Consider the following 13,195-nt stretch of genomic DNA (forward strand, 5'->3'; position numbering starts at 1 on the left):
CCATCACGCCAGTGGCGTAAAACCATCAAAGCGTAACACGACGGTTTGCGCATTCGTGTCAGGATCAACAGACCCAAGCAGTCGAGAACCAGTGCGGCTTGGCGATGCGTAGCGCCTGCATCTCGGATAGGATGCCGTGCCCGACGAACACTCCGACGGAGGCTTGGATTTGAGGGCGGACGTGTCGCGACTGGCTCGCTTCCACTGAGCGTGAAGCCTATGCATCCGCAATGCGGAGGATGGCGCCAGCCACAAGCCTGCGCTCGGCCGCCATCCTACGGCGACGTCGGCTCCACGGGCCGAAGTACGCCCCTCTGCTGCAGCGAGCAGTTCGCCGATCGCGGGCCACCTCAGGCTAGGTCGGCGAGTTGCTAACGTAGTCTACGCGACAGCTCGTTATCTAACGACGAGCGGCCACCTCAAGAACAATCTCTGACGCCGCCCTCGTTTCCCGGCCCAAGCCCCCGCAAAGGCCTGCCGGGCGGCCACACATCGCACTAAGCTACGGACGTAGAACGAAAATCAACGATCTTGGGAGGTGCAAAGAAAACCCGCACCTCGCGAAAATCGGGAATAACCTATTGGAATAACACGACCGCCACAGCCCGCACCTCGCGGCCTTTTATCTAGCAATCTTAATCGGTTGTGTAAGCGTCCGGTCCCTGCACCCAGATTGAGTAGTGCATTCGCGTGCCATGTGGGGCTCCTTCGTAGCATGGAGGATCTCCGGTGAATTTGAGACATTTCGAGAACAAGGCGCGGCAATCCTGGTGGGTGGTTCACGTCGAGGCGTGGCAGCGCAGCGGTATGACGCGGACCGAATATTGCCGCGTTCATCGCCTGACGAAGGACACGCTCGATCGCTGGCTGAAGTACTTCGCCGGCAACGAGGCGGCTCGTAAGCATGCGGAATATCAGGCGGAATTGCGCCGTCAGAAGCGCCTGGAAGAGCGAGCGAAGCGGCAGAAAAAGCGGGCTCGGCTGCGCTTTTCGGTGACCACGGATGTGCGCAACCGTGCTGTCCAGGCGTACTGGGCGATGCATGTTGAGGCGATGAACTGGAGCGGCATGGGCGTTCGCGAATATGCTGCGGCGCTGCATCTTTCGCCGACGAGCTTGCGCATATGGCGAGACCGACTGGACGAGGGTGAGGTCGAAATCGACTGGCGTGCCCATCTTCATCCCTCCGCCCGCCCGGCCGTTAGCACTAGTGCTAACGGAGCGCCGTCTGAATTGAGCTTGACGGTCGCGTCGAAGGATGATCCTGGCACGCCCCGCCAGCCTGCCCGGCGCTTCTTCAGCGACGCGGAAAAGCACGCCATTGCGCTGGAGAGCGACCGGCCAGGTATCAGCGTCTCGCAGGTCGCGCGAAAGCACGGGATCGTCACGGGGCTGCTGTTCCGTTGGCGCGCGCAGTTCGGCGTGGCGCAGAAGAAGCGCGCGAAGCTTGCGGCTGTGGCGATGGGCGATGACACCGCGGCGGTGCGCCTTCTGCAGAGCCTGGTGCAGCCGCCTGATGGAATGAAGGCGATCGATCTGCCTGATGGCCGGCGTGTCTTCGCACCTGCCGGCAGTGATCCGGATGCCGTTCGACAACGCGTCGCGAGCGAAGGAACGACACCATGATGATCGTGCCGGCGGGCGTGAAGGTGCATCTGGCGCTGGGCTACACCGATATGCGCAAAGGTCTCGACGGGCTCGCCATGCTGGTGCAGCAAACGCTGAAGCATGACCCGTTCTCGGGCCATCTGTTCGCCTTCCGGGGCAAGAAGGCGTCGATGCTGAAGATCCTGTTCTGGGATGGAAACGGACTGTGCCTGTTCACAAAACGGCTCGATCAGGGCAGCTTCGCGTGGCCGGTGATGGCGGGCTTCGATGGCTCGATCATGCTGACGCCGGCGCAGCTTGCGATGCTGATCGAAGGCATCGACTGGCGCGCTCCCGAGCGTGTTTGGAGGCCAGCCCTGGCCGGCTGAAATCGGCTTGCCGAGTGCCTCGAAAAGGCCCAGAATCCTTGGGGTTTTAGGCTGTTTGTGATAGATTCGGTCATGTTGATCGATCTCGCGAATCTGCCTTCCGACCCGCAGCTTTTGCAGCGTCTCGTGTGCGACATGGCGGCAGCGGTCGAGAGCCGCGACGGGGAGATCGAGCGGCTTCAGTCGATCATCAAAAAGCTCCAGCGGGCGCAGTTCGGCCGCAGCTCCGAGCGCCTCGATCCCGATCAGCTTGCGCTCGCCCTGGAAGAGCTCGACGCCGATATCGCGCGCATCCAGGAGAGCCGTCCGTTCGTCGGCGAGCCGTCGGCCGAGCGGCCGTCGCGTCGCAAACCGCTGCCCGATCACCTGCCACGCGAGGACGTTCTGGTCGACGTCGACAGCACTATCTGCACGGGCTGCCGCGGTGCGCTGCATGCTATCGGCGAAAGCGTGAGCGAGATGCTGGACTGGGTGCCAGCACAGCTTCGTGTGATCAGGACGACGCGACCAAAATATGCGTGCCGGACCTGCGAGACGGTGGTGCAAGCGCCGGCTCCGGAGCGGCTGATCGCCGGCGGCTTGGCAACGCCGGCGCTGCTGGCGCAGGTACTGACAGCCAAATATTGCGACCATGCCCCGCTCTACCGGCAGTCGCAGATCTTCGCCCGCAGTGGTGTCGATCTTCCGCGTTCGACACTCGCCGGATGGGTCGGCGGCGCCTGCTGGTGGCTGGAAGCTCTGCACGAACGGTTGGCGAAGAACGTCTTCGCCTCGGATCATCTCTTTGCCGACGACACGCCGGTTCCGGTGCTTGATCCCGGTCGCGGCCGCACCAAGACTGGCAGGCTGTGGGTCTATGCCCGTGAACAGAGACCATGGGGCGGACCGGAGCCGCCGGCCGCGGTCTATCTGTTCGCGCCGGACCGCAAGGCCGAGCGTCCGGTGTCCCATCTCGAGCACTTCAAGGGCGTGCTGCATGTCGATGGCTACGCCGGCTTCGAGCAGCTCACCGTCAAGGGAGACATCGTTCTTGCCGCTTGTTGGGCCCACACCCGGCGCAAGTTCTTTGATGTGGCGCAGGCCACCAACGCGCCGATCGCCATGGAAGCCTTGCGCCGGATCGGTGAACTCTATGCCGTCGAAGCCGACGTTCGCGGTCAATCGCCGGCGCATCGGCTGGCGTCTCGGCGCGGCCGCTCGAAACCCATTGTCGACGCCATGCGGGTCTGGCTCGAAGCGCAGCTTCCCCTGTTGTCGGGACGCAGCACGCTCGCCGTAGCGATCCGCTACGCGCTTTCGCGCTGGGACGGACTGAACCGCTTCCTGCACGACGGTCGCATCGAGCTCGACACCAATCCGGTCGAGCGCGCGATCCGCCCCGTGGCTCTCGGTCGCAAAAACCACCTCTTCGCGGGCAGCGACGGCGGCGGCCATCGATGGGCAGTGCTGTGTTCGCTGATCGAAACCTGCAAACTCAACGACGTCGAACCCTACGCCTATCTTCATGACGTGCTCTCGCGCATGGTGGACGGACACTCCATCAACCGCCTCGACGAATTGCTGCCGTGGGCGTGGAAACTAGGAAATCCTGTCAAGAGCTGAGCAACGTGCAAGCACCGGACGCTTACTCGGTTGTGTGTTGTGTGGTTGTGTGGTTGTGTTTGGCGATACTTTGTGCCCCTCGTCGATCCTCCTTCCATCTACGATAATACACGACTCTATTCTCTGCGCTACGATTCCGCTTTTGGGTGTCGAGTTCCGATGCGCCGTGCAATCTTCCGCGCTCTGCGACGGGGTGGTTTGGCTGCACGAATGCAGCGCTCGAACCGTCGTGGCGCACTTTTCCATCGGACTGAGGGAGCATCGTCACAGGCAATCGAGCGCGTCCGGCCGTCTCGCGATCGGCGCGGCCGCAGGCGGGATAATTTGCGTTCCGTCGTTCCTGGTCTGCATCGGTCCTCATCCGCCGGAGCGGATCTCTTGTGTCAGATGGCGCCCGTCAGCGTGCCGGCGCGATGCGTTTCAACTGCCGCTGCCTCGCTCATGGATGTGCGCCCAGCAGCTTGCGGTCCTTGATTTGGGCGCACGGCGTCGGTCTGGCTCGCCGCCGGATCGCCGACGTAGAACGTGCCGTCGCTTTAGTTCGCGTGCGCCATCGGCGAATGAAGGAGAGCGCCGTCACCGGGCCGAGGATCGCCATAAAGCGCCGGCACGGCTCGCTGCGTCCGACAATCTTCACGACGAGATCGCGCAGTCGGCAATACTATCTCCACAGTGCCGCGCGCCATGAGCTCGGCCAACGTCGATCGTCCGCCACAGCCGTGCGCACAGCCTGCTGGGACGCCCCGGGTCCCACCTTGTCCAGACGGTCCCGAACAACTTCAGCGAGTGCCTGATGGAATTCTCCAAGTCGAGGAACTTGGCCATCAGATTGCGCCGGTGCGTCAGCAAAAGCCGCGTTCGGTAGCAGTTCTCCGACTTGATGTAGGGCTGGCGGAACCAGCCGGTGTTGCATGATGTGGGCGATCCCAGGGCATCAGCCTTTGTTGGTCTCGTTGTGCGGCGCCGACATCGCGGCGCGCACACGCTGCGTCTCCGGGCAGAAGGCCGGCAGGCCGAGTTTTTTGAGCCAGGGCGACAGCGATCCCGCCTCGTCGCCGGAATCCTGTCGCCGGCTGTGGATGCGCCATCTCGTGAGTAGCGAAGACCTGCGCAAACGTTTGGAAAAGCTGCAGAATTCGCGCAGGAAGAAGGCCGCAGGCCTGCATAAGAAGGCGCCGCCGAAGCGGCCCAAAGGCCTCCGCGCTATCGCTACAGCAGGGCACCGACGGCAGCCCGGTCGCTATGCGGGCATTCTGGACCATGCACGTCGAGGCGGTGAACTGGAGCGGCATGGGGCATGCTGAGTATGCCGCAGCGCTCGGTCTGTCGCCTAATGCGTTGCGGATCTGGCGCCTGGAGGAATCCGGCGACGGCGATCCCGGCTTCATCCGAGTGCGCAAGCCCAAGACGGTAGGTTCGGTCCGCGTATCAGATCGGCTGCGGTCACGATTTGGGTTCGCGTCGATCGTCGCCATAGAGAGTAATGCGCCCAAACCCGTGAGCTTCGGACTTCATGTCTCTCTTCGCGCCGTCCTGGCGCAAGACGGGGGGATCGCTGACCGTGCGCACCACCGGTCACTTCTGGCGGAAGGAGGAATGAACCGAGGCAAGAAGGGGGCTCAGAATATAGTCCAGAGCGGTGCGCTCCTCGGTGACGATCATCACTGAGGCAGGCATCCCCGGATAGAGCGCGATCTGCGGGGCTGCGGCCAGCTCGGCCGGGTCGACTACGACATCGGCGACGTAGTAGGGGAATCCGGTTTTGCTGTCGGTTACGCGATCCGCCGAAATACGGGTGACGCGTCCATGGATGATCGGAATGGAACGCTGCTTATAAGATGTAAAGCGCACTTCCGCCATCATGTCGGATCGCAGGCTTGATATATCCTCGACGCGCACCTGCGCCTGGACGACCAGCGAGTTCCGCGTCGGCACGATATCGAGGATCGTCTGCCCGGGGGCGACGATCGCACCTGTCGAGAAGACGCTGAGGTTCATCACCTGGCCGTCATAGGGCGAGCGGACCACGGCGCGATCTACGGCGGCCTGGCTCGCGAACATGGTGGGCACGAGGTCCGCCAGCTTGGACTGCGTATCGATCAGCATTGCCGAGAGCTTGGCGCGGCGGTCGTTTGTCAGTTGTGCGATCTGGCTCTCAAGCTCGGCCTTGTTCTGACGGTACCCCGCGATCTCGCCCAGAGTCTCGTCTATCAGGCCTTGCAGGTCGGACGCGGAGCGGTCGAGCTCAAGGATACGCGTGCGCGTCGTCAACCCGGCCTTCAGGAGCTTGTCGAGGCCTGCCTTCTCGTCGATGGTGGACTTCAGCTGCGCGCGAAAGGATTCGACGCGCGCCTGCTTGCCGTCGATTTGCTCATCGAGTTCGGCGATTCGCTTCTGCAGAATCTGCCTGGCGCCTGCCATCGAGGCCCGCTGGCTTTCAAGGTCGGCGATCTGGCTGGCCATCGCGTCCTGCAGATAAGTCTGGTGTGCGGCGTTCATGTCTTTCGGGAAAGCAACCGCCTCCTTGCCGTCGAGCTCTGCGCGGATGCGGGCATCCGTCGCGCGGAACAAAGCATATTGCTGGGAATAGAGGTTTAATTCGGATCGGATCTTGCTGTCGTCTAGCACAAGCAATATGTCGCCCGTCTTGACGATGTCGCCGTCCTTGACGTGTATCTCCTTCACCGTGCCGCCATCGAAGTGCTGGACGCTCTTGCGGTTCCCTTCCACCTTGACGACTGCGTCCGCGAGCACCGCGCCGTTCAGCGGCGCCACGGCGGCCCAGCCGCCGAAAATGCCGAAGAAGGCAACGATGATCAGAAGGCCGACAAGGGCTGGCACCCTGATCGAATCCGAGGCGGCGGCGCCGGTTTCACCTGGCAGGCTGCGATAGACAAAGGCGCCGTCGCTCATCGATCTCTCCTGACCCTGCTCATTGCGTTGTCACCCCGATCGGAGTCGCACGCTGGTTGAGCAGCGCCACGATCTCGTTTCGCATGCCGAAGGCTTCGACGGCGCCGTCACGCAGCAAAAGGATCTTGTCGACATTGGCGATCGTTGAGGGGCGGTGCGACACGATGATCACTGTGCTGCCGCGGCGCTTGAGTTCGATCGCGCACTCGCTCAGTGCGCGATCTCCGTCGGCGTCGAGATTGGAACTAGGCTCGTCGAGAATGATCAGCTTCGGCAGCCCGAACACTGCCCGGGCAAGCGCGATCCGCTGCCGGTAACCGCCAGAGAGCACAGCGCCGCCTTCGCCGATCTGGGTCTCATAGCCTTGCGGCAGGCGGATGATCATGTCGTGCACGCCGGCCAAGCGGGCGGCCTCGATCACCTCCTGGTCGACATTGGTCTTGAAGCGCCCGATGTTTGCGGCGACGGTGTCGGAGAAGAGCTCGATGTCCTGCGGCAGGTAACCGATATGGTCGCCGAGCGCGTCGCGACCCCACTGCGTCATGTCGGCGCCGTCCAGTCTAACCGTTCCACGGCTGGGCTGCATGACGCCAGCCAAGTGTCGAGCGAGGGTGGATTTGCCGGCGCCCGAGGGCCCGATAATGCCGAGCGCCTCGCCGGCCTCGAGCCGGAACGAGATGTCCCGCAGAAGGATCTTCTGCAGGCCGGGCAGCGCGTAGCTCACCTGCTCAACCGAGATCTTGCCTGTTGGCTTCGGCAGATTGAACGAACGGTCGTCGCGCGCATCGCCTTCGACCAGCTTGCGAACCCTCGCCAGCGCGCCGCGCGCCAGGACAAGGCTGCGCCACACGCCTACGATCTGCTCGACGGGCTGGAGGCCCCGGCCCAGAAGAAGGCTTGCCGCGAAAATGGAGCCGGCGCTCGTTTGCCGTTCGATGACCAGATATGCGCCAAGGCCGAGGATGAGCGACTGCATGGTCAGCCGAAGAAATCTGATCAGCCCGGACATCAAAGCGGCGCGGTCGCTGGCGTCCGCCTGGCGCAGAAGCGCCAGATTTCGATCGCGTTCCCAGCGGCGGATCAGGCCGTCGATCATCCCCATGGCGCGGACGACTTCCGCGTTCCTGAGGCTCATCTCGGTGAAGGCATAGTTGGCCGTTGCCACGTCGTTGGCCTGCTTCAGCGGCCCGCGCACCAGAAATTCATTGCTCACCGCCATTGCAATTAGCAGCAGCGATGAGCCGAGCGCGAAGAACCCCAGCCAAGGGTGCAGCAGGAAGATGATGGCGATGTAGATGGGCGACCAGGGCAGATCGAGCACCGCATGTATGCCGCTGCCGGTAATGACCTGCCGGAAAGTGTCGAAGTCGCGGATCGGCTGACTCAGCGAGGAACCCGGCGAGGAGGCCTCGAGCGAGGCTGCGACGACCTTGGCGGAAAGCAGTCGGTCGAGGCGCGCGCTGGCGCGGGTCAGGATCCTGGCGCGCACCAGATCGAGGCCGGCAAGGGCAAGGAAGGCCGCCAGCAGCACAATCGTAAGCATTATCAGCGTCGTTTCGCTGCCGCTGGTGACTACCCGGTCATAGATCTGCAGCATATAGAGCGGCGAGGCCAGGTAGAGCAGGTTGATCGCTAAGCTGAACCCTGCCGCGACCAGGAAATAGTGGCGGCACGCCAGCAGCGCGTCCTTGACGATCTTGCTTTTGCTGTTGAGACTCAATGACCCAGCGGAGAACCGCCCCCTGTCCAATCGCACGCCCAGAACCGATGTTACTCCAGATCGTTCAAACGGCCACGCAGTCGGTTCTTTTTCCTGCCGTAAACCTTAATTCGTAAGCTGAATCGGCGACCAGCCGACCTGGGGTGAGCCGCGTGTGTATGCGGCTCACCTTCAGGTTCACGCTACGAGACGCTAGCCGTTAGACCATACTCAACCACCGTCCTGCCGGCCCCGTCGTCTACAAGCGTGAAGTTATGCGCATCGAAGATACCAAGGAGGTGGAGCGTGGCATTGTGAGCGCCGTCAGTCACGGTCAATGTCCCTCCACTACCGTTCGAGTCGGCCTGATAGGCCGCGGACGTTCCAGCGCCGAACAGGATGTCGCCGAGGTCGATCTTATCGTCGTTGGTCATGCCGCCAATCCTGCCACTGAAGTCGAAGGAATCATCGAGCTGCAACGTGCCAGCCGCATTCTGCGCGAACATCACATCCGTCGATGAGGCTGCGCCGAATTCCAGCTTCGACAGGTTGCCAATCGTGGCTTCGCCTGTGCCAGTGACCTGGCCGTCGATCGTGATGTTGCCGCCATTGGCCCAAAGCAGCCCGGAATTGGCGAGCGTGCCGGTGATCATTAGGCCGCCGGAACCCGTCGCCTCCAGCGTTCCCGAGTTGACGGTGGTATTTGCGCCCTTGTCAATGACCAGCGCGTGCGTGCCGGTGGCGATGATCGTCCCCTGGTTGTTCAGGGACAATAGGCCGCCGCCCAGTTGGCCGGCGCCGGAGATGGTATTGTCGACATTGGTCAGAATGACGTCGGCGCCCGTGCCGGAGATGACGTTCCAATCGCTGTCGGACAGCACGACCTGCCCGCCGCCCTGCAGGGTAATGCCGTGCTGGATAAGCTGCAGCAGCGTGTCGCTGCCTGAAGAGTCGAGCGAGATGATGCCGCTGTTGTTGATCGTGCCGCTCAGCGGCAGCATGGCGCCGTCGCCAATCTTCATGGTGACAGGGTTATTGACCATCGGCGTCTGGTCGAAGACGAAATTGCCGTCCGTGAGCGCGCTCGAGTGGACGCCGTCGAGCGTGATCGACTGCCCGTCGGCAAGCGTGATCACCGCGTTGCCGCTGCCGTCGTCGGCCATGTGGGCCTGGACGTCGGCAAAGCTCTGGAAGCCGGAATAACCGATCAGGTCGATCTTGTCCGCGGCCGTGTCGAAGCTGTGCACGGTGTCGTTGCCGATAGGCTGCGAGAAGACGAAGAGGTCGTTGCCTTGCGAGCCGGTCAGCACGTCGTCACCGGACCAGGCGAAGATCGGCATTCCTGGCGCATAGGCCTCGACGTTATCCGCCACGATCGCCGCGCCTGTTGTACCGCCCGCGTTGGTCCACGTCTCGGTCACATTGAGCACCATAGCTCCGACATAGTTCGCGGGTGATGTGATTGACAGCGATGCAACGTCGTTCGTCACCACCGTCCAGGAGCCATCGCCGTTGTTTGTGCCCTCGTTCAAGTTCCAATTGGACGGAATCCCGCCGACAACAAGTGAGGTGGCTCCGACGTGATCGATCGAAAGATCGACTAGTCCCAAGTTGATAGACTCACCAGCGACGCCGGCCGGGGCTGTAGTGTTAAGAGTTGTCTGATTGCCGGCAGCATCTGTCGCAACGATCGTTAGAGCGTCATTGGTGTGAAGGTTTGCGTTTATGTATGTCCAGGTCCCCGCACTGAGTGTCGCGTTACCGCTGTTGAGATGCCCTGACGTCGTGTCTGAGACGTTCACGGTCACAACACCTGAATCGCTGTCAGAGTAAGTGCCGGTCAATTTACTTTGCCCATTGTTATAGCCTGTTTTTGCGACCGTCGGCGCCGTGGTGTCGACCTTGAAGTTGGCATTGTCCGTGACAGCCGCAGCCGTCAAGGTTGCTGCGTTGCCGGCGGCATCCGTGATCGTCCCGCCGTTCAGGCTTAGCGCATTGGCGTTGATGCTGATGCCGTTGGTATCGGTCTGGGCTGACTGGATCGTATAGGTGAATACCAGCGAGCTGCTGCCGCTGCCCGACGAGTAGTTTGCCTGCACTATGGTGCCACCGACATTGAGCGCGAGCTGGGGCGTACCGGTGACCGTCACGCTCTCGCTGACCGCCACCGTCACGCTCACCACGTCGCCGGCGTTCAGATAGCTGTTCTGGATCCCCGTCGCGCTGGTGATCGCTTCGCTGCTGACAGTCGGAGCCAAGGTGTCGACCTGCAAGACACCGGCCGGGTTTGTCACCACTCCTGCAAGATTGGCAGCATTGCCAGCTGTATCGTTGATTGAAGCACCGTTTAGGTTAATCCCCGTGATGCTCAGATCAGACGTGTTCTGACCTGTGGCCACGGTGTACTTGAAGGTCAATGTGTTGGTACCAGAGCCACTTGCGTAAGTCGCAGTTCCTCCGTCGTTGAGCGTCAGTACTGGAGTTCCTCCCGAAACCGTAACTGCCTCGCTCATGTTGAGATTTAGAGTCACCACGGTGAACTGAATGTCACCCCCATGATCAAGCGAAGTACCAGCACCGATGTTTCCGACTACTGAGCTCGTTCCAGTAGTCAGATTTATTTTTTCGTAGCTCGATGGATTTGTGTACGAGGTCGCAATCAAGTTACCAGCGTTATCGGCGGCGATGCCCATCAGGTTGCTCAGCGCAGTCGTGAAGGCAAGAGTGGAAATTCCGGTGGAAAGGTCTATCGAATAGACTTTGTTGTCACTCGGCCCCACTGCATAGAGATGCCCCGACTGATCGAAAGTTATGTCCATGACGGAGTTAGCAGGGCCCGTAATCGTGCTTACGAACGTGAATGCACCGGTCGTCGTATTGACCGTATAGATTGCGTTTGTACCAACGTTTACGGCGTACAGCGTCCCGTCCTTCGCAAAATCTAACGCATATCCAAAGGATCCTCCGGGGCCGCCAATTGCTGTTAATGATCCATTGGCGAGATTCACTTTGGCTAGCGTCGCATTTGAACCAAGCAGGGTGTAAACGGATCCGTCGGGGGCGAATGCAAGTCCGAACGTTCCTGAAGTCGAAAAACTACCGACGACTGTGGTCGCTCCGCTATTGATGTCGAATTTGATGAGCTGGGCTCCGTTGTTGCCGGTCGACCAGTATGTTGTAGAAGCATTCAAATTACCGTTGCCCCCGCCGTCAATTCCCAGGCCGGAGGCTGTCACCGAGGAAATGCTCGGGGCTATAGTATCCGTGGTCGCCGTCACGGCGGCCGTAGTAGCGCTGTTGCCCGCGTTATCGGTAGACTTGGCAGTGAAGCTGTGGCTGCCATCGGCCAGCGCTGCGCTGGTGAAGCTCCAGTTGCCATTGCTCACCGTCGCAGCGCCCAGATCGGTCGCGCCATCGAAGATGTGAACTGACGCAATCCCATTGGCATCGCTCACCGTACCGGAAAGCGCCAGCGTGTTGTCCTTAGTCAGGCCGCCGCTGGTGATGGTCGAGCTCGATCCCGTGTCGGTCCCAATTGTCGAACTCATTGTCGCGGCCGGGTTAGTGTTGTCGACCTTGACCTCGATGGCGCTCGTGGTCGAGGCGTTGCCGGCGCTGTCCGTCACCACGGCGTGGAACAGATAGTCGCCATCCGCCAGGCCGCTCTGGTTCGCCGCGGTCGACGTCCAGGTCGAACCGCCATTGGTCGACTTCTCGTACACGACGCTGGCGATGCCATTGGTGTCGCTCTGGCCCGACAGCGTCAGGTCAAAGGTGTTGTCGGTCGTCACCGGCGGGGTGTTGGCCGTGCCGCTATCCGTCAGGTTGCTGAACGACAGCGTGCCCGCCGTCGGCGCGGTGTTGTCGACCTTGACCTCGATGGCGCTCGTGGTCGAGGCGTTGCCGGCGCTGTCCGTCACCACGGCGTGGAACAGATAGTCGCCATCCGCCAGGCCGCTCTGGTTCGCCGCGGTCGACGTCCAGGTCGAACCGCCATTGGTCGACTTCTCGTACACGACGCTGGCGATGCCATTGGTGTCGCTCTGGCCCGACAGCGTCAGGTCAAAGGTGTTGTCGGTCGTCACCGGCGGGGTGTTGGCCGTGCCGCTATCCGTCAGGTTGCTGAACGACAGCGTGCCCGCCGTCGGCGCGGTGTTGTCGACGACGACCGAGATGGCAGCCGTGTTCGAGCTGTTGCCGGCATTGTCGGTGACGACGGCGCGGAACTGGTAGCTGCCGTCGGCGAGACCGCTCAGGCTGCTGCTCGGCAGATCGCTCCAGGTGCCGCCATTGAGGCTCTGCTGGTAGACGACGGTGTCGATGCCGTTGGCGTCGGTGTCGTTGGCCAGGCTGAGGTCGAAGGTGCCGTCCTGGGTGATCGGCGTCGCATCGGCGTGGCCGGTGTCGGTCAGGTTGTTGAAGGACAGAGTCCCGGCGACCGGCGCGGTGTTGTCGACGACGACCGAGATGGCAGCCGTGTTCGAGCTGTTGCCGGCATTGTCGGTGACGACGGCGCGGAACTGGTAGCTGCCGTCGGCGAGACCGCTCAGGCTGCTGCTCGGCAGATCGCTCCAGGTGCCGCCATTGAGGCTCTGCTGGTAGACGACGGTGTCGATGCCGTTGGCGTCGGTGTCGTTGGCCAGGCTGAGGTCGAAGGTGCCGTCCTGGGTGATCGGCGTCGCATCGGCGTGGCCGGTGTCGGTCAGGTTGTTGAAGGACAGAGTCCCGGCGACCGGCGCGGTGTTGTCGACGACGACCGAGATGGCAGCCGTGTTCGAGCTGTTGCCGGCGTTGTCCACCGCCTTGGCCGTCAAGCTGTGCGCTCCGTCCGACAGCGCGGCGGTCGTGAGCGTCCAGGTGTTGCCCGTGATCGTGGCGGCACCCAGGTCCGTGCTGCCGTCAAACACGTGCACCGAGGCCACGCCATTGCTGTCGCTCACCGTACCGGAAAGCGCCAGCGTGTTGTCCTTGGTCAGGCCGCCGCTGCTGATCGTCGAGGTCAGCC

The 13,195-nt window shown here is 62.1% G+C and carries 6 protein-coding genes and 1 pseudogene; 3 read left to right on the forward strand and 4 right to left on the reverse strand.

The features are described from left to right. Nucleotides 1–729: 729 nt before the first annotated feature. From tnpA to tnpC, 3 genes are all read left to right on the forward strand, one after another. Nucleotides 730–1,626 (forward strand): IS66 family insertion sequence element accessory protein TnpA, encoded by an 897-nt coding sequence (gene tnpA, locus CKW40_RS30915; protein WP_244571350.1) that lies wholly within the window; start codon nt 730–732, stop codon nt 1,624–1,626. Continuing rightward, entirely contained in the window at nt 1,623–1,976 is a 354-nt protein-coding gene (gene tnpB, locus CKW40_RS30920; RefSeq protein ID WP_095203499.1) for an IS66 family insertion sequence element accessory protein TnpB, read from the forward strand. The genes tnpA and tnpB overlap by 4 nt, the downstream gene beginning before the upstream one ends. Nucleotides 1,977–2,048: 72 nt before the next feature. Beyond that, nucleotides 2,049–3,578 carry an IS66 family transposase gene (tnpC, locus tag CKW40_RS30925; protein WP_095203500.1) on the forward strand — a complete coding sequence of 510 codons (1,530 nt, stop codon included), beginning with the start codon at nt 2,049–2,051 and terminating at the stop codon, nt 3,576–3,578. Between the two features lie 559 nt (nt 3,579–4,137). On the opposite strand, the pseudogene CKW40_RS30930 reads toward tnpC, so the two are convergent. From CKW40_RS30930 to CKW40_RS30945, 4 genes and pseudogenes are all read right to left on the reverse strand, one after another. After that, nucleotides 4,138–4,635: pseudogene (locus tag CKW40_RS30930) on the reverse strand (IS110 family transposase); the annotation flags it as partial. Between the two features lie 518 nt (nt 4,636–5,153). Further along, entirely contained in the window at nt 5,154–6,491 is a 1,338-nt protein-coding gene (locus tag CKW40_RS30935; RefSeq protein ID WP_095203552.1) for an HlyD family type I secretion periplasmic adaptor subunit, read from the reverse strand. Between the two features lie 19 nt (nt 6,492–6,510). Then, complete coding sequence (locus tag CKW40_RS30940; protein ID WP_095203553.1) at nt 6,511–8,211, reverse strand: type I secretion system permease/ATPase; 1,701 nt, start codon at nt 8,209–8,211, stop codon at nt 6,511–6,513. 182 nt (nt 8,212–8,393) lie between these two features. Beyond that, nucleotides 8,394–13,130: a beta strand repeat-containing protein gene (locus CKW40_RS30945; RefSeq protein ID WP_210200202.1), complete on the reverse strand. Its 4,737-nt coding sequence runs from the start codon at nt 13,128–13,130 to the stop codon at nt 8,394–8,396. Nucleotides 13,131–13,195 lie beyond the last annotated feature (65 nt).

The organism is Mesorhizobium carmichaelinearum (genome assembly GCF_900199455.1).
Lineage (GTDB): Bacteria > Pseudomonadota > Alphaproteobacteria > Rhizobiales > Rhizobiaceae > Mesorhizobium > Mesorhizobium carmichaelinearum.

Bases quoted from the DNA above. Each gene is read 5' to 3' on its own strand.
- tnpB (WP_095203499.1), top strand. From the start codon at position 1,623: ATGATGATCGTGCCGGCGGGCGTGAAGGTGCATCTGGCGCTGGGCTAC.
- tnpC (WP_095203500.1), top strand. From the start codon at position 2,049: ATGTTGATCGATCTCGCGAATCTGCCTTCCGACCCGCAGCTTTTGCAG.
- CKW40_RS30935 (WP_095203552.1), bottom strand. From the start codon at position 6,491: ATGAGCGACGGCGCCTTTGTCTATCGCAGCCTGCCAGGTGAAACCGGC.